We start from the raw sequence: 17,100 nt of genomic DNA, 5'->3' as shown, positions 1-17,100 counted from the left end.
AGAGGCTTACGCGATTCCCATCACCATTCAGGACGCGGAGGAAGGCGCAGGCCAGAGGGTCTGCGGCACGTGGTTCACCGGCGCGCCGGACGGTAGGCCGCGCGCTGGGACGTCTCAGGCCACGGACGGCTACTAGGCGACCGGGCCGGACCATGTTCAGAAAACTGCGCCGCCGCCTCGGAACCGGAGAGTTCCTGCTGTTCGGAATCTTCATCGCGATCGCCGCCGTGGCGGTCGTGGTGCTGACCCCGCCCGGCGGCTCCTCCACCTCCGCCACCCTCCAGGGCTGGACCCAGACCCCTCAGGGGCCGCTGAGTCCAGCCGACCGCGACTTCCTCGCCAAGGTTCGCCAAGCCGGCCTCTGGGAGATACCCACCGGCCAGCAGGCCCAGCAGAGATCGGGAAACAAGCTGGTCAAGGAGGTCGGCATGCATCTGATGACCGACCACCTCAAGCTCGACGAGGAAGTCCGCGACATCGCGGCCCGGCTGAACGTGGTGCTGCCCAGCCAGCCCAACGCCGACCAGCAGGGCTGGATGGCACAGCTCTCAGGCCTGTCCGGCACCGAATACGACCGCACTTTCGCTCAACTGCTGCGGCAGGCCCACGGAAAGGTCTTCGGGGTGGTCGCCGGCGTACGCGCCGGCACCCGTAACGACCTGATCCGATCCTTCGCCCAGCGGGCGGTGAACGTGGTCATGAAGCACATGGCCTTGCTGGAGAGCACGGGCCTGGTCGACTACTCGATCCTGCCCGAACCTCCGGCGCCGTCGCCGCCGCCCGCCACGGCTGCTCTCGACACACCTGTGAGGAGAGAAATCTCTTGAAACGCGCGTTCGTCACCATGTCCGCACTGGCACTGGCGGCCAGCACACTCACCGCCATCACGTTCACGGTGAGTACGGTTCCCGCCTTCGGTGACCACTGTGATCCCGCCGAACAGAGTCAGACCCAGGCTCAACGGCAGCAGAACCAGGACCAACAGGGTCAGGACCAGAACCAGCAGAACCAGCAGAACCAGCAAGGCCAGGACCAGAACCAGGACCAGCAGGGTCAAGACCAGCAAGGTCAGGACCAGCAGAACCAGGACCCCGCGGCGCAGGACCCCGCCGCACAGGATCTCCCCCCCGCCGGAGGAGCGGTCAACCAGGCCTCCCCCGCGGATCCCGCGGAGACGCCCTCCCCCGAGACCCCCGAGTCCCCCGAGGCCACCCCCACGCAGGCATCCGAGGATGAGCCCGCCAACGAGTCGCTCTCCCGCCGCCGGCCCACCCAGCCCAGCCGTACGCCCACCCAGGCGCCTCCCTCCGCGACCCCCACCGCCACTCCCACGCCCTCCGCGACCCCCGGGCATGACGAGGGCGAAGAGGCGGAGTGCGCCGATCTCGGGCCGTTCGCCGAGGACTTCGTCGACATCAGGCAGGTCCAGCGGAACGTCCAGACGGTCCGGACCCAGCGCTCCGGCTCCTCGGGCACCTTCACCTCCCGGTGCGGCAGGAACGAGAACCGCCACAACAACCCCGACAACTTCATCGTGGCCCCGGGCGTGAGCAACGGAGCCCACCACCTGCACGACTACGTCGGCAACCTCTCCACCGACGGGTTCTCCACCGACCAGTCCCTGGCGGCGGCGGGCACCACCTGTGCGGCCGGAGACCGTTCGACCTACTTCTGGCCGGTCCTGCGCGACCGTACGACCGACGCCAACGTCGACGACGCGGACGGCAACGTCGGCACCGTCCTGACCCCCCGCCAGGTGAGCCTGCAGTTCCGGGGCAACCCGGTGTCCAAGGTCACCGCGATGCCCAGGTTCATCCGGATCATCACCGGTGACGCCAAGGCCGCCACGAACGGCGGCGCGAACGGCCGCGCCCAGTGGAGCTGCACCGGGTTCACCAACCGGGTGACCACCAAATACACGCTCTGCCCCCGCGGCAGCCAGCTCCTGCGGATCCTGGAGTTCCCCAGCTGCTGGGACGGCCAGAACACCGACAGCGCCAACCACCGCACCCACGTGCTCTTCCCCGACGCGCGCGGCGCCTGCCCCTCCGGCACCAAGGCGATCCCGCAGCTCCAGATGACCCTGACCTACGCCACCCCGCGCACGGCGTCCTTCGCCGTGGACGCCTTCCCCGAGCAGCTCCACAACCCCGTCACCGACCACGGCGACTTCGCGAACGTGATGTCGAACCAGCTGATGCGGACCGCCGTGGACTGCATCAACCGGGGACGTCGCTGCTGATCCACCCCCAGACCGCCGCTCCCCCGTCTCCGCGTCCTTCACCCAAGTCCCAGCGGAGACGGGGGCGCGGCATTCCCGCAGGACCCGAGAGCACCTCGCTCTCACCCCGCACACGTCATCGAGCCGATTCGCAGTAATTCCCCAATCTCCAGAAAGGAGGCGTTAGTGGGTAACCGACGGACTCCACGTCATACCCGGTCAGAGGACGGAACCAGCCTCGATCAGAGGCCCGCTCGGATCGCCTTCGGCGTCGTGACCACGCTTTCCGTGGTCGCCCTGCTCATGCTGGCCCGCACGTCGGTGGGCATGGACATGGCCGCGGCCGTCCGTGGAGTTCTCTCGTTCTTCGCGGGCGTGGTGGCCCTCGTCGCGCTGACCATCACCGTGGCGCTCGGGCTGCTCTCCGCGGATCGTGTCGTCCTTCCCGCCCTGGGGAGGATCCGTACCCAGTTCGCCCACCGGGCCGCCGCGATGGTGGGCGTGGGCTTCCTGGCCACCCACGTGCTCATGAAGATCGTGGAAGGCAGGGTCTCCCCCGCCGCCGCCGTGGTCCCGATGGCGACCGCCGGTCCGGGCCTCTACGTCGGCTTCGGCGCGATCGCCTCCGACCTGATGCTCCTGGTCTTCGCGACCGGGATCGCCAGGGCGAGCTTCGCGACGAACCGCAGGCCGTGGCTCTGGAGGCTCCTGCACGGCTCCGCCTACCTGGCGTGGCCGATGTCCATCCTGCACGGGCTCACCGCGGGCCGTCAGCCCGCCGAGTGGGTGACCTGGAGCTACGTGGTCTGCCTGACCGCCGTGGGCGCCGCCCTGCTGATCAGGATGATCTCCGCCCTCCAGCCCAGGAACGTCGTCGTACACATCGAGACGCCGGTGGAACTGCCCGTCGCCGCGGATGTCGCACCACCCCTCAGCATCGTCGGCCGTATCCCCCGCCAGGTGCGCGAGGATCCGCCCGAGCTTCACCGGATCGGAGGCGTTGGATGATTCCCTATCGAGTCCCCCCCGTGCGTCAACTGGGACCGGCTCGGCTGACCGCCGGGCTCGAGGACTGCCGCAGGATGGATCTCGCCGCACACCGTGCCATGCACGGCACGGCGGCGAGCATGAGCGCGGAGGAACTCGCGGCGCTGGCCGACGAGGTGGACCTCCGGGGCCGGGGCGGCGCGGCGTTCCCCTTCGCCCGCAAGCTCCGCGCCGTGATGGACAAGCGTGCGGAGAAGGTCGTCCTCGTCAACGCCGCCGAGGGCGAACCGGCGAGCAGCAAGGACACGATGCTGCTCACCCGGACGCCCCACCTGGTGATCGAGGGCGCGTTGCTCGCGGCGGGCGCCATCAACGCCAAGCAGGTCGTGATCGCGACCGTCAAGGGCGGGATGGGCGAGTCCTCGGTCGCCGCCGCGGTCGAGGAGCGGGGCGTCGGCGACCGGGTCCGCGTGGTCGGCATCGTCGAACGGTTCATCTCCGGCGAGGGCGGCGCGCTGGTCCGGTCGGTGAACGGACTGGTGGGCGAGCCCCCAGGCCGCAAGGTCAGGGCCGTCGAGAGCGGGGTGAACGGGCTTCCCACCCTGCTGTCCAACGCCGAGACCTTCGCCCAGCTCGCCGTACTCGCCACCCTGGGCGCCGAGCGCTACGCCGACGTCGGCACGGCCCGCGAGCCCGGGACGGTCCTGCTCACCGTGGGAGGGTCCGCCAAGGCCCCGGCCGTGGTGGAGGTCGCGACCGGCACGCCGCTGTACGCCGTGCTGGACGCGTGCCAGGCCTCGCTCGGCGAGGGCGTGCTGCTCGGCGGGTATCACGGCGGGTGGCTCCACCCGGACGCCGCCGTCGTGGCGACCGTCTCCCGGCAGGGCATCACCGACGCGGGCGGGCAGCTCGGGGCCGGCATCATCGTGCCGCTCGGCACGGAGACCTGCCCGCTGGGTGAGACGACCAGGGTCGCGAAATACCTGGCCGAGCAGTCGTCGGGGCAGTGCGGGCCGTGCCGGCTCGGGCTCCCGGACATCGCGCGGTCGATGTCCGAGATCGTGAACGGGTCGGCCGCGGCCCTGGACGAGCTGCGCCAGAGGGCCGCCGGGGTCAAGGGAAGGGGCGCCTGCTTCCACCCCGACGGAACGTCCAGGTTCGTGCTGTCGGCGCTGGGCGCCTTCCCCGACGACATCGAGGAGCACATCCTCAACGGCACGTGCGGCCGTCCCGTCAAGGGCGTGCTCCCCCTGCCCCCGCAGGAGAACGACCCCGAGGTACGGCTGACCGTGGACTGGACCCGGTGCCAGGGACACGGCCTGTGCGCCAAGCTCGCCCCCGACCTCATCCACCTCGACGAGCACGGCTACCCGGTGCTCAGCCGTGACGCCATCCCCAACCAGTTTCGCCGGATGGCCCGCAGAACCGTCGAGATGTGCCCCGCCCTGGCCCTGCGAGTCGCCACGGGGTGACTCGACCATGATCAGTTGAACCGGCCGGTTGGTGAGTCTCGGGCCGTCTCCAAGAACGGGTGATTTCCGCCCCGGAGACGCCGCGGACCGTCAGCCGGATTCTTGGCGTTCGCCATCGGAACGCTCACGCCCCGAAAGCGGTCAGGACGCTCGCTCTCCGAAGTGACGCGACTGTGACCAACCAAAGCAGTCTGCCGATCGTCTCAACGGGCAGCGACACCTGACCCCCGGGAGAAAAATATGCGGACCGTTCCGGACCGACGCACGTTCCTTCGGATCGGCGGCATGGCCGCCCTGAGCCTGGGCGCCACGACCGCCCCCGGCGCACCGGACTGGAACGCGCTGGGACGAGGGCTGGACGGCAAGCTCATCCGTCCGGGCGACGCCGCCTACGACAGCGCCCGCCGGCTGTTCAACCCCGCCTTCGACGGAGTGCGCCCCGCGGGTGTGGCCTACTGCGCCAATCCCTCCGACGTGGCCGAGTGCGTGAACTTCGCCCGCCGGATGAACGTGCCGCTGGCCGTACGCTCCGGCGGGCACTCCTACGCGGGCTGGTCCACCGGGACCGGCCTGGTCGTCGACGTCTCCCGGATGAGCAAGGTGAGCCACGCCTCGGGCCGGGCGACCGTCGGGGCCGGCGCCAAGCTCGTCGACGTCTACGACAGGCTGGCCGCGAGCGGGGTCAGCATCCCCGCCGGGACCTGTGCCACGGTGGGAATGAGCGGGCTGGCGCTGGGCGGCGGGATCGGCGTGGTGTCCAGGAAGTACGGTCTGACCTGCGACGTGATGGAGTCGGTCCAGATGGTCACGGCCGACGGCCGGCTGCTGACCTGCGACGCCGACCACAACCCCGACCTGTACTGGGCCTCGCGCGGCGGCGGCGGGGGCAACCTCGGTGTGGCGGTCTCCTTCGGCTTCCGGACCCACCCCACGCGGGAGGTCACGACCTTCTTCCTGCACTGGCCGTGGGCGAAGGCCGCCAAGGCCCTGCGTGCCTGGCAGGCGTGGTCGCCCACGACTCCGGACGCGATGTGGTCCGGCATGCACCTGAGCCGTGAGAACGGGCTGGACGTGGAGATCGTCGGGCTCTACCTCGGTGGCAGGGCCGCCTGCGAGCGGCTGCTCGACCGGCTGGCGGACGCGATCGGCGCGACCTCTTCCTCCTCCGTGCGGCAGACCTCCTACAGCCACGCGATGATGGTCATGGCCGGCTGCTCCACGCTCTCGGTCGCCCAGTGCCACCAGCCCGGATCCCTGCCCGGACAGGCCCGCGGCGGCAAGCTGTCCAGAGACGACTCCCGCGCCAAGTCGCACATGGCCTACCGCCCGCTCTCCGAGGCCGGCGCCAAGGCCCTGGTCGCCGAGGTCGCCCGCCCCGGCAACCACACCGTGCTCCTGGACGCCCTGGGCGGCGCCGTCGGCCGGGTCCGCCCCGAGGCCACGGCCTTCCCGCACCGGGCCGCCCTCTACAGCGTCCAGTACTACGCCCACCGCGCCGGAGCCGCGACCTGGGCCAAGAAGGCGCACACCGCGATGCGCCCCCACTTCGGCGACCACGCCTACGTGAACTACATCGACTCCGGACTCAGCGGCTGGCGCACGGCCTACTACGGCGCGAACGCCGCCCGCCTCTCCCAGATCAAGGCCGCCCGAGACCCCGGCCGCCTGTTCCGCCTCCCCCAGGGGATCTGACCTCCGTCTTCGAAGACCTGTAGCTCGCGCCGGACGAATAGCAGCCGACGCTTGTGGAGTGACGTCCGGGGCGTGGGCGGCATCGGGTGGGGGTGGACGGTCGGCACCCGGGAGTCTTCGGGATGCGGCGGCCTCCGAGCGCGAGCAGCTCGCCGGAGGTGACGGCTCGGGCTGACCTTTCTCGTGATCATCCGGCGCCCGACACCTATTGGATCATGTAAATGCATCAGACCAATATCGAACAAATGTTCCCATCAGTGACAATCTAGGAGGCTTCATGTCGCAATCGCGGCCAATGACCAGCAGCACATCAGGAAGACGAAAGCTCATCCAAATCACACGGCGCCTCACAGCGTTATGCGGCGGTCTTGCCCTGGTGACCGGCCTGATCGTTACCCAGGCGACCGTCGCCACAGCCGCCGACTCCCTCACCTCCCTGGGTGACGTCACAGGCATAGGCGATATCGCCATCGGCGGCGGCAAAATCTTCGTTGCCACGGATGACCGGATTGTCGTCGCAGACACCGAAGGCACCCTTACCGGTGCCATCACCGGCCTGTCGGAAGTCCGGGACCTGGTCACCACACCGGACGGCACCCGCCTGTACGCAGCCGTCAGAGGGTCGCACGAAGTGACCGAAATCAACACCGCCGACCTCGCCATCACCCGGCGGATCGACCTGACCGCGTACCCGTGTCCGGACCGGCTCGCGCTGTCCGGGAACTGGCTGTGGGTCTCCCACGGTTGCCCCGCGGCCAGTTCCGCCGGCGCCCTCGGCCTCGACCTGTCCACCGCCGTACCGCAACCTGTCCCCATCCCGACCGACAGCCTCGTCGAGCCGCCGCAGATCGTCGCCGCAGCGAACACACTGGTGGTGGCAGACTTCTGGGACCTGCAGGTGTACGACCTCCAGGACGGCGCCCTCACGCTGCGCGGCGCCATCGATTCCTATGACTACGCTTTGTGGGACGGCTGGGGCGAGGTTGCTCTCGCCCCGGACGGCTTGACGGCATATACCCCCGGATCGGCCAACGACCTCAACTCCTGGGACTTGACCACTCTCACCAAGGCCCGCTCCTACGGCAAAGAAGAGGGCGTTCTCGGCTACGGGAACATCACTGTCAGCCCGGACGGTACACAGATGGCCGCCTTTCGAGACACAAACAACGTGAATGACGAGCCGCTGGTGCTGTTTGATGTGGACACGGGGGCGAAGGCTCAACTATTCGACCAGTCCCTCATATGGGCTCATGGCCTCGCCTTCTCCGGATCAGATCTGTTCGCCGTCGTCGAGAAAACGATCGACAGCAGTTTCCACCTGTGGCGACTGCATGGCGCCAGACTCCCATCGTGCAAGATCGTCGTGACCGGGCCGGAGCAAGCACGGCGACTCCGGATCACCACCTTCACCGGCCAACTCACCGAGCATGACGGCTCCGCACCCGGCGTTCAGCCGCTCACCGTCGCCTTCCGCCAGTGGGACGGCACCACCACGGTGCTGCCGAACGTCACAACAAACGCGGACGGCACGTTCACCTTCACCCACAGGCCACCGATCGCGGACACGCTGCGCTATGACGTCTACCGCGATAACACCCCAGGTAACCGAAGCTGCAAAGCCACCGCGACAGTGAACGTCTCCTATTAGAAACCACCTAGAGAGCAGCGGTTGCCACCAGCGTGCGCACCTAGCTTGATCAGTGAGAAAGCGGCTCTCCGTTCATGAACGGAGAGCCCACCTCCTGTGCCATCACGTCCGCAATCTCCGGCTATGTCAGGATGGCCGCCATGACTGAGGGTCAAGCGCAACGGCGAGGGCTGGTCGAGTGGATGGCACTGACGATCGACTGCCCGGAACCGAACGTCATGGCGCAGTTCTACGCCACCCTGCTCGGCGGAAAGGTCACCCGTCAGACCTCTGATGGGGCAAATGTGGACGCTGCGGGCCGGTTGCTCAACTTTCGGGCCGCGCCGGACTACAAACCTCCGACGTGGCCCTCGCCCGAGGTGCCGCTGCACTCGCACTTCGAGTATGTCGTCGAGGATCCCGACGCCGTCGCCCAGCAGTTGTTGCTGCTGGGAGCCAGCCTGGCGCAGCACCAGGACCCGGACGATCCTCATCTAGTGGTCATGCTCGACCCGGCTGGGCACCCGTTCTGCCTCATCCGAAGCAGCGCGGCTCGACGGCACTGACCACGGGGACGGCGAACCATTTCACTCCGTGTCGGCGAGCATCGCCGATTGAATCGGCATGAGCGAGAAGAGAGACCCGCGCAGCGCGGGTCTCTCGGTCCTCACTGTGGCGCGGCAATGCGCGGTCGAACCACTGGGCCAGGTCAGACGACCGGGATGAAGTGCCGCAGGACCTCGGGGTTGGCCATGGCGTCGAGGTTGGCGGCCTTCTCCGGGGGGACGCCGAGGAGGATCTTGCGGATGGGGACCTCCAGCTTCTTGCCGCTGAGGGTCCGGGGGATGCCGGGGACCTCGATGATCTCGTTCGGCACGTGGCGGGGAGAGAGCGCCTCCCTGAGGTCCCCGCGCAGGCGCGCGATCAGGTCATCGCTCAGGGTCGAGCCCTCGATCATGGCGACGTAGAGCAGCAGGCGGCCCTCCTGCCCGAGCTGACCGGTGTCGATCACCAGGCTGTCGGCGATCTCCTCGAAGCGCTCGACCACGCGGTAGAACTCGCTGGTGCCCATCCGGACGCCGCCCCGGTTCAGGGTGGAGTCGGATCGACCGTAGATCACGCATCCTCCGTCGGGGAGGATCTTGATCCAGTCGCCGTGCCGCCAGACGCCGGGGTAGTCGGCGAAGTAGCTCTCCCGGTAGCGCGATCCGTCGGGGTCGTTCCAGAACATCACCGGCATCGACGGCATCGGCTGGGTCACCACCAGCTCGCCGACCTCACCGATCACCGGCGCACCCGACGGGTCGAAGGACTCCACCTTCGCCCCCAGGCAGGAGCAGGGGATCACGCCCGCGCGGACCGGGAGCAGCGGGACCGCGCCGACGAAGCCGGTGCACACGTCGGTGCCACCGGAGAACGAGCCGAGTTGCACGTCCGGCAGCGCCTCGTGCACCCAGGCGAACCCCTCGGGCGGCAACGGCGAACCGGTGGAGCCGAGGCCCCGCAGCCTCTCCAGCCCCTCGGGCGCCAGGTCCGCCTTCATGGACGCGATCACGTACGGCGCGCCGGTGCCGAAGTAGGTGACCCCCTCCTCGGCGGACAGCCGCCACAGCGCGCCGGTCTCCGGGTAGGTGGCCGACCCGTCGTAGAGCAGCACCGTCGAGCCGACGAGCAGGCCGCCGATGAGGTAGTTCCACATCATCCAGCCGGTGGTGGTGTACCAGAAGAAGGTGTCGTCCTCGCCCAGGTCCTGGTGGAAGGAGAGCGCCTTGAGGTGCTCCAGCACGATGCCGCCGTGACCGTGCACGATCGGCTTGGGCAGCCCGGTGGTGCCGGAGGAGTAGACGATCCAGAGCGGGTGGTCGAACGGCACCGGCTCGAAGGACAGCGGTCCGGCGGAGGCGCGGAGGTCCGCCCAGCTCAGGGTACGGCTGCCGTCTCCGGCGGCCGGATCGCCTTCGCCCGGCGTCTCGCTTGTGCCCGGCGCCTCCGTACCTGACGTCTCGTTCGTGCCCGGCCTCTCCGCGCCAGGCGCCCCGCCCGAGGTCTCGTTCCCGCCCGAGGTCTCGTTCGCGCCCGGGGTCCTCTTCGCCTGCGAGGTCTCTTCCGCGCCCGTCGCGGATATCCGTACTCGCGCGACCAGGGTCGGCAGCTTGGCCGCGATGTCGGAAACGACCTGGGAGCGGTCGAACCGCCTGCCGTTGTAGTCGTAGCCGTCCACCGCGATGAGCACCTTCGGCTCGATCTGCGTGAAGCGGTCGATCACGCTCGGCGCGCCGAAGTCCGGGGAGCACGAGGACCAGATGGCGCCCAGGGAGGCGGTGGCGAGGAAGGCCACCAGCGTCTCGGGGATGTTCGGCGCGTACGCCGCGACCCGGTCCCCCCGGCCGACGCCCAGCGCGGCCAGGCCGGTGCGCACCCGCGCGACCTCCTCGGCCAGCTCTCCCAGGGTGAGCGTCCGCCGCCCGCCCGCCTCGTCGCGGAACACCACGGCCGGCCGGTCGGGCTCGGCGGCGGCCCTGCGCAGCGCGTTGGCCGCGTAGTTCAGCGTCGACCCCGCGAACCACTCGACGCCGGGCATCGTGCCGGAGATGACGGGCCCGTCACCCCGCTCGCCCACGACCTCGAAGTAGTCCCAGACCGACGTCCAGAACTCGGCCGGGGCATCCACCGACCACCGCCACAGGGACTCGTAGTCACCGGGACGGCCGAGCCACTCCATGTAACGGGTGACCTTGGCGTCCCTCACGACCTCCGGGGTGGGTTCCCAGAGCAGCGCACCTTCCTCAACCATGGCCCCATCCTCTCGGCGAGCGGGCGGAATGTCATCCCCGGGGGTTCACATACCCTCGGGGCACACGATGTGGCCCGGCCACGTAACCGCCGCCGACCGCCTGGGGCACACCCGCACACCCGCTCCACGGCGAGTCCGCGCGGCGTGCCGACCACCGCGTGAGCACACGATATGGATCAGGCATGTGGCCGCTCCGCAGCGGGTCCACCCGACGCTCCGATCACCGCGGAAGCACACGCTGTGGATCAGTCACGTGGCCGCTCCACAGCGGGTCCGCGCGGCGTGTCGGTCATCGGGGGGACACGCCGTACGGATCAGCCGCGTAACCGTTCCACGGCGGCCCGCGCGGCGGTGCCGATCACCGCGTCGGCGCGGGGCTGGTTCTGGGCGGTGCCGTACGAGCGGGTGAAGACGGCGACGGCGTAACGCCCGCCGTCGGGGTACTCCACCACGCCGATCTCGTTGCGGATCGTGGGCAGCGTGCCGGTCTTGCCGCTGACCGCGACGTCGTCGTAGGGGAATCCGGCGGCGAGCCGGTGCGGCCAGACCTGGAGGCCGAGCAGCCTGCGCATCGAGGCGCACGACCCCGGGGAGGCCGCCTCGTCGCGCCAGATCATGCCGAGCAGCCGGGTCATGTCGCGCGGGGTGCTCCGGTTCGTGCGCGCCGGGTCGAGCGCCCGGAGCCGGGAGATCAGGGCGGGGTCGGTGGACATCTCCTCCTGCCCGGCGTCCTCGACCATGCTGGAGAACAGCTCCCGGCAGTCGTGCTCGATCCACGTGCGGTCCAGCCCGAAGGCGGCCAGCATGGTGTTGACCGCGGGCAGGCCGACCCTGTCGATCACGGCGTCGGCGGCGGTGTTGTCACTCACCGCGATCATCAGGTAGGCCAGGTCGCGCAGCGACATCGTCACGTCGTCGGCCATGACCGACACTCCGGTGGGCCCGGCAGTGTGGCGGTCCGCCATAACCGTGACCCGCTCGGCCGGATCCAGCACTCCCCGGTCCGCCTGCCGGAAGAGCTCCACCAGCAGCGCCACCTTGAACACCGAGGCGACGACCACGGACTCGTCGGCGTCGTGGGCGACCTCGGCACCGGTGTCGATGTCCACCACGTGCAGGGACCCGGTCACCCCGGCCGTGCGGAACAGACCCTCGATGGCGGTCATGCGAGGAATCCGGAGGCCGGTCTGGCCCGCACCCTCCGCGGCGGAACCGCCTCGTCGTCGGTCATCCCCGCGTTCTCCCTCAGCACTCGTACGGCCACCGCCCCGAAGGTTACGGCAGCGTCCCCGGCCTCTCCCCGCCAGGCGGTCGACACCCGCCAGGCGAGCGGGCTTCCCAGCAGCGGCCGCCAGGACAGTCCCGGCAGGTCGACCCGGGGCCCGAAGGCGACGGCCGTACCGGCCAGGACCAGTCCGAGGGTCTGCGCCTCGTGCACCTCGTCCGGGACGAACCCGTGGCGGCGGCACTCGGCGAGTGTCTCCTCGTGCAGCCCCGGCTCCCGGGGGAAGAGCACGAGCTGCCGCCCGGCCAGGTCGGCGAGATGCACCGACGACAGCGCCGCGAGCGGGTCGGCCTCGGCCAGCACCACGCCGGGGCGCTGGACGAGCACCGGGCCGAAGCTCAACCCGGGGGCGGCCACCGGGTGGCGTACCACGCCCACGTCCAGGGCGCCGCCGGTGAGCGCGACGACCTGGTCCGCGCTCCACATCTCGGCCGGCGCCGGCCGTACCTCGGGCATGCGTTCTCGGAACCCGGCGATCAGCGCCGCGATCACCGAGGATCCCAGGTCGGGCGGGATCCCCACCCGCAGCACCGCGCTCTCCCCGCGCCCGGCCAGGTCACGCAGCCGGTCCACCCTCACGACGATCTCGCGGGCCTCGGTCAGCAGCAGCCTCCCGGCCTCGGTGAGCCGGACGTGACGGCTGGAGCGGTCGAACAGCCGTACGCCGAGCTCCTCCTCCAATCGCCGGATGCGCTGGCTGAGCGGTGGCTGGGCCATGCCGAGCCGGATCGCCGCGTTGCCGAAATGAAGCTCCTCGGCGACGACGGTGAAGTAGCGCAGATGCCGTACCAGGTCCATGAGCAGCGACTATATCAATTCGGATATCAACCTCTTTTAGATATCAATATTGGACATAAATGCCACCCTTCTGGTCTTCTCGACCGCGAGACGACAAGGGGGACGACTCATGAAACGCAGACACCTGGCAGTGGTGGCGGTGCTGGTGCCGGTCGCGGCGGTCGGCGCGGGTATGTGGGCGCTGCACACCCCGGGATCGGCCGAGGAGACGGCCCGCGACTTCCTGGCCGCCTGGACCCGGCAGGACTACCCGGCGATGCGGGCGCTCACGGTCGAGCCACCGGGCGACTTCGACCGTTGGTACACGCGCTTCCGGACCGACCTGAAACTGTCAGGGGCCGGCTTCGAGGTGACCGGGAGCACGGATTCAAAGGTCGCCTTCCACGCGACGCTGGACGGGCCGGTGAACTGGGCCTACGACGGCTCGCTGACACTGGTCGAGCACGATCGGGCCTGGCGGGTGAAATGGAGCCCCGCGGCCGTCCACCCCCGGCTCAAGCCGGGCCTGAGGATCAAAACCGTGCTGGTCAAGGCCGAGCAGGCGCCGATCCTGGCCGCCGACGGGACCCGGATCGACACCGCGGACGCGCCGGGCTCGGTGCAGCAGCTCGTCGAAGGGCTCAAGGAGAGGTACGGCTCCCGCCTCACCGGCACCTCCTCGGCACGGGTGGACCTTCTCCAGGGGACCGAGCGGGTCGCGACGCTCGCCACCGGCGGCGCGAAGGCGGGCAGGGAACTGCGGACCACCATCGACCTGCGGGTCCACCGCGCCGCGGCGGCGGCCCTGGACGCGGTGGACAAGCCCGCCTCCCTGGTCGCGCTCCGGCCCTCGACCGGCGAGATCCTGGCCGTGGTCAACAAACCCGGCGGGTTCAACCGGGCCCTGCTGGGCCACTACCCTCCGGGCTCCACCTTCAAGGTGGTCACGGCGTCGGCCCTGGTCGCCGACGGCATGACCGCCGGCGAGAGCGTGCCCTGCCCGGCCGAGCAGAACATCGGCGGCTTCGCCTTCCACAACGCCGGGTTCGAGGACTACGGCACCATCCCGTTGCGGGAGGCGTTCGCGCACTCGTGCAACACCACGTTCGGGAAGCTGAGCGTGGACCGGCTCGGCGGCAGGCGGCTGGCCTCCGTGGCCGCCGACTTCGGGTTCGGGGGTCCGGTGGACCCCGGCGTGCCCGCCGTACGGGCGCAGTTTCCCGACACCGAGGACGACACCGACCTCGCGTCGGCCTCGATCGGGCAGGGGCGCGTCCTGACGAGCCCGTTGAACATGGCCACCGTCGCCGCGGCGATCGCCGACGGCTCCTGGCGCCCGCCCCGGCTGGTGGACGCGGCCCTGCTGCCGCCGGCCCAGCCGAGGAAACTGGAGCCCGCGGTGGTGCGGGCGCTGCGCACGCTGATGCCCGCGGTGGTGGTGGAGGGCACCGCGAGCGAGGTCGCCTTCCCCTCCGGTACGGCGGGCAAGACCGGAACCGCCGAATTCGGCTCGGGCAAGCAGCCGCCGTCGCACTCCTGGTTCATCGGCTACCGGGGCGACCTGGCGTTCTCGGTCATCGTGGAGGGCGGCGGCGCGGGCGCCAAGGCGGCCGCGCCCGTAGCGAGCCGGTTCCTCACCGCCCTCGCCAACCCTTGACCGGAGCGGAGACCCCGGCGCGGGAGCGAGCTTCCCTCCGACCTCACCACCTTTGACCGGAGCGGACAGCCCCGCACGAAAGCGAGCATCCCTCCGGCTTCACCGCCCTGACCGGACAGAGGTGGCGCGGAGACGAGCATCCCTCCGGCTTCACCGGCCCTGACCGGAGCGGACAGCCCCCGCATGGGGGCGGGCGTCACTCCGAACCGCGCGGGAACTCCGAACACCGGAAGGACTCGGTCCGGGCGACGCCCGCCTGCTGGATGGTGACGGTGACGGCGTCGGGGTCGATGTTCGTCCGCGCGGCCAGGGCGCTCGCGGCCGTACAGGTGAGCTGGCCCATCCACAGTGTCGAACGAGGTACGGGCGATGCCTGCATCGGGACCGGCCGGGCCGGCCCCGGTGCAGGCACGGGTGCGGGCCCCGAAATCTCCGCCGGCTCTGGCCGGGGCAGCGAGATGCGGACCTTCGCCTGGCCCGAGGTGACCTTGATCGGCGTCTCCGCGCCGGGCCGGAGCTCGCTGCGGAGCCCTCGCCCGCGCTCGGCGGCGCTGGGTCCGTCCATCAACAGATTGAGCGTCTCCTTCAGCGGGGGCCACGGAATGGGGCGGATCACGGCCTGCAACCGGGCGCCCGACACGAAGTAGAGCCGGGTGCTGGGGCGGAACCCGACAGCGGGGGCGCCTCCGTCCCTGACGCCGGTCGGGGTGATCCCGCAACCGGCCGCCAGCGACGCGAGCATCAGCGCGAGGACCACCGGCGCTCGGCACGCGCGAGCGATCGTCATCTGTCCTCCACCTCCCGCGAGGGTCCACCTGTCTCCAAGCCCCGAGCCGGCCCACCGGCCTCCGCGCCCCGAGACGGCCCGTTGGCCGCCGTGTCCGGAGACGGTTCACCCGCGTCCATACCTCGCGACGACCCACCGGCCTCCAAGCCCCGAGACGATCTACCGGCCGCCACGTCCCGAGGCGGCTCACCTGCCTCCATACCTCGTAACGACCCACCGGCCACCGAGTCCCGAGACGGTCCACCGTCCGCCACGTCCCGAGGCGGCTCACCTGCCTCCATACCTCGTAACGACCCACCGGCCACCACGTCTCGCGACGATCCGCCGGCCTCCGCGCGACGCGGCAGGAAGAGCGTGAACACGGCTCCTCCGCCCACCCGATTGGCCACCTCGATCGAGCCACCGTGCAGACGCGCGTTCTCAAGGGCGATGGCCAGGCCGAGGCCGCTCCCCTCCGACCTCACCCGTGCCGCGTCCGCCTTGGAGAACCGGTCGAAGACGTGCGGAAGGATCCGCGGGTCCACCCCTTTGCCCGCGTCCTGGACCTCGATGACGACGTCACCCGCTCCGTCCGGACCGTCCGCGCGCAGCCGTACGGTGACCGGGGGCGCGCCGTGGTCGAGCGCGTTGCCCACGAGGTTGGCCACGATCACGTCGAAGCGGCGCGGGTCCAGGAGGATTCGGATGCCCGGGGGAAGATCCAGGTCGACACGGCCGGTCCAGCCCCGGGTGCGCAGGCAGGCGCGGACCGCGTCCGCCGCGTCGACCTCGTCCAGGATGAGCGTCGCCGCTCCGGCGTCGAACCGTGAGATCTCCATGAGGTCCTCGACGAGCCTCACCAGCCTGCCCACCTCGAGGTTCATCAGACGGGCCGCCTTTCCCAGATCGCTTTCGAGGCGACCGGCCTCCTCCTCGAACATGTCGGCCATCACCAGGATGGACGCCAGGGGAGTGCGCAGCTCATGGGACACGTCGGCGACGAATCGGCGGGCCTTGACCTCCATGCCGCGCAGCTCGGACACGTTGGTCTCCAGGGCGGCGGCCGTGGCGTTGAAGGTCTTCACCAGCCTGGCCAGTTCGTCACCGCCGCTCACCTTCAGGCGCGTGTCCAGCTCACCCGTGCCGAGCCTGCGGGCGGCCCGGTCGAGGTCGCGCACCGGGCGCAGCACGCCCCTCGCCGCCACGAGGGCGAGCACCACGGCCAGCAGCACGACGGGGATCGCCCCGTTCTGGGCCGCCGTCACCAGCGCGGCCTCGTCTCCCTCCTCCTTGCTGAGCGGGGTCACCAGATAGACCTCCACACCCGACGGAGCCGCCTGCTTGCCCAGCATCACCGGCGTGCCGACCACGAGGTACGGGGCTCCGGACCTGATGACGCGCTGGTAGAACAGGCGGTTCCGCTCGACGACGGTACGGCGCAGCGCGGAGGTGATCGGGCCGGTGTCGTCCCCCGAGGCGATCAGCCCCGAGTCGCGGTAGGCGGCGGCGCCGGTCGCCTCCAGGAACGAGGGCGCGACACCGTTGGCCAGCTGCTGCAGCGCCGCACGGTCCGGAGGGTGCTGCATGTTCTCGGTGAGGGTCGCGACACGGAGCCGGAACTCGTTGACGACCGACCCCTCCGTACGCGTCAGCATGAGGTCGCGCGCCTGACGGTAGATCAACCCGGCGGCGGTCAGGGCGCTGAGTCCGGCGAGGAGCACGCAGACGATCACCAACCGGGCCCTCAATCCGCGCACCCAGATCGGAAGTCGCAGCCTCCGTCTTCTGGACCGCCCGCCTCCGGTTCCGGGCGACTCACCGC

General features: G+C 70.2%; 13 protein-coding genes. 8 read left to right on the top strand and 5 right to left on the bottom strand.

Features of this window, described 5'->3' with window-relative positions; genetic code table 11:
• Nucleotides 1–152: 152 nt before the first annotated feature.
• The 7 genes from DKM19_RS05650 to DKM19_RS05620 all read left to right on the top strand — a co-directional run bounded on the left by DKM19_RS05650 (nt 153) and on the right by DKM19_RS05620 (nt 8,565).
• A complete protein-coding gene (locus DKM19_RS05650; protein ID WP_110694789.1) occupies nt 153–827 on the top strand; it encodes a DUF4142 domain-containing protein in 675 nt (224 codons plus the stop codon).
• Entirely contained in the window at nt 824–2,242 is a 1,419-nt protein-coding gene (locus DKM19_RS51520; protein WP_239514104.1) for a DUF1996 domain-containing protein, read from the top strand. The genes DKM19_RS05650 and DKM19_RS51520 overlap by 4 nt, the downstream gene beginning before the upstream one ends.
• Nucleotides 2,243–2,494: 252 nt before the next feature.
• Entirely contained in the window at nt 2,495–3,229 is a 735-nt protein-coding gene (locus DKM19_RS05640) for a hypothetical protein (RefSeq protein WP_110694788.1), read from the top strand.
• 20 nt (nt 3,230–3,249) lie between these two features.
• Nucleotides 3,250–4,680 carry an NADH-ubiquinone oxidoreductase-F iron-sulfur binding region domain-containing protein gene (locus DKM19_RS05635; protein ID WP_369988097.1) on the top strand — a complete coding sequence of 477 codons (1,431 nt, stop codon included), beginning with the start codon at nt 3,250–3,252 and terminating at the stop codon, nt 4,678–4,680.
• A gap of 240 nt (nt 4,681–4,920) precedes the next feature.
• A complete protein-coding gene (locus DKM19_RS05630) occupies nt 4,921–6,372 on the top strand; it encodes an FAD-binding oxidoreductase (protein WP_110694786.1) in 1,452 nt (483 codons plus the stop codon).
• Between the two features lie 277 nt (nt 6,373–6,649).
• A complete protein-coding gene (locus tag DKM19_RS05625; RefSeq protein WP_162641313.1) occupies nt 6,650–8,020 on the top strand; it encodes a WD40 repeat domain-containing protein in 1,371 nt (456 codons plus the stop codon).
• A gap of 140 nt (nt 8,021–8,160) precedes the next feature.
• Nucleotides 8,161–8,565 carry a VOC family protein gene (locus DKM19_RS05620; protein WP_162641312.1) on the top strand — a complete coding sequence of 135 codons (405 nt, stop codon included), beginning with the start codon at nt 8,161–8,163 and terminating at the stop codon, nt 8,563–8,565.
• Nucleotides 8,566–8,708: 143 nt separating this feature from the next.
• On the opposite strand, the gene DKM19_RS05615 is transcribed toward DKM19_RS05620, so the two are convergent.
• The 3 genes from DKM19_RS05615 to DKM19_RS05605 all read right to left on the bottom strand — a co-directional run bounded on the left by DKM19_RS05615 (nt 8,709) and on the right by DKM19_RS05605 (nt 12,876).
• Entirely contained in the window at nt 8,709–10,793 is a 2,085-nt protein-coding gene (locus tag DKM19_RS05615; RefSeq protein WP_110694783.1) for an acetoacetate--CoA ligase, read from the bottom strand.
• Nucleotides 10,794–11,107: 314 nt separating this feature from the next.
• The gene (locus DKM19_RS05610) at nt 11,108–11,959 is read right to left on the bottom strand and encodes a serine hydrolase (protein ID WP_110694782.1); all 852 of its coding nucleotides are present in this window, start codon (nt 11,957–11,959) and stop codon (nt 11,108–11,110) included.
• On the bottom strand, nt 11,956–12,876 hold the full coding sequence (locus tag DKM19_RS05605) for a LysR substrate-binding domain-containing protein (protein WP_110694781.1): 921 nt from the start codon (nt 12,874–12,876) through the stop codon (nt 11,956–11,958). The genes DKM19_RS05610 and DKM19_RS05605 overlap by 4 nt, the downstream gene beginning before the upstream one ends.
• Before the next feature lie 109 nt (nt 12,877–12,985).
• Here DKM19_RS05605 and DKM19_RS05600 point away from each other — a divergent pair, with 109 nt between their 5' ends.
• Nucleotides 12,986–14,512, top strand: coding sequence for a penicillin-binding transpeptidase domain-containing protein (locus DKM19_RS05600; protein ID WP_110694780.1), 1,527 nt, complete (start codon nt 12,986–12,988; stop codon nt 14,510–14,512).
• Between the two features lie 196 nt (nt 14,513–14,708).
• Here DKM19_RS05600 and DKM19_RS05595 read toward each other — a convergent pair whose 3' ends face one another.
• The gene (locus DKM19_RS05595) at nt 14,709–15,299 is read right to left on the bottom strand and encodes a hypothetical protein (RefSeq protein WP_110694779.1); all 591 of its coding nucleotides are present in this window, start codon (nt 15,297–15,299) and stop codon (nt 14,709–14,711) included.
• Nucleotides 15,296–17,026, bottom strand: coding sequence for a HAMP domain-containing sensor histidine kinase (locus DKM19_RS05590; protein ID WP_239514103.1), 1,731 nt, complete (start codon nt 17,024–17,026; stop codon nt 15,296–15,298). Before DKM19_RS05590 ends, DKM19_RS05595 begins: the two co-directional genes overlap by 4 nt.
• Between the last annotated feature and the right edge of the window lie 74 nt (nt 17,027–17,100).

Origin of the sequence: Streptosporangium sp. 'caverna' (genome assembly GCF_003203775.1) — a bacterium.
Classification (GTDB): Bacteria; Actinomycetota; Actinomycetes; order Streptosporangiales; family Streptosporangiaceae; genus Streptosporangium; species Streptosporangium subroseum.
This window is presented reverse-complemented; position numbering and strand designations above follow the sequence as displayed.

What these genes read in the sequence shown, in the direction of transcription:
- DKM19_RS05650 (WP_110694789.1), top strand. Translation starts at nt 153, where the DNA reads ATGTTCAGAAAACTGCGCCGCCGCCTCGGAACCGGAGAGTTCCTGCTG.
- DKM19_RS05630 (WP_110694786.1), top strand. Translation starts at nt 4,921, where the DNA reads ATGCGGACCGTTCCGGACCGACGCACGTTCCTTCGGATCGGCGGCATG.
- DKM19_RS05625 (WP_162641313.1), top strand. Translation starts at nt 6,650, where the DNA reads ATGTCGCAATCGCGGCCAATGACCAGCAGCACATCAGGAAGACGAAAG.
- DKM19_RS05620 (WP_162641312.1), top strand. Translation starts at nt 8,161, where the DNA reads ATGACTGAGGGTCAAGCGCAACGGCGAGGGCTGGTCGAGTGGATGGCA.
- DKM19_RS05615 (WP_110694783.1), bottom strand. Translation starts at nt 10,793, where the DNA reads ATGGTTGAGGAAGGTGCGCTGCTCTGGGAACCCACCCCGGAGGTCGTG.
- DKM19_RS05610 (WP_110694782.1), bottom strand. Translation starts at nt 11,959, where the DNA reads ATGACCGCCATCGAGGGTCTGTTCCGCACGGCCGGGGTGACCGGGTCC.
- DKM19_RS05605 (WP_110694781.1), bottom strand. Translation starts at nt 12,876, where the DNA reads ATGGACCTGGTACGGCATCTGCGCTACTTCACCGTCGTCGCCGAGGAG.
- DKM19_RS05600 (WP_110694780.1), top strand. Translation starts at nt 12,986, where the DNA reads ATGAAACGCAGACACCTGGCAGTGGTGGCGGTGCTGGTGCCGGTCGCG.
- DKM19_RS05595 (WP_110694779.1), bottom strand. Translation starts at nt 15,299, where the DNA reads ATGACGATCGCTCGCGCGTGCCGAGCGCCGGTGGTCCTCGCGCTGATG.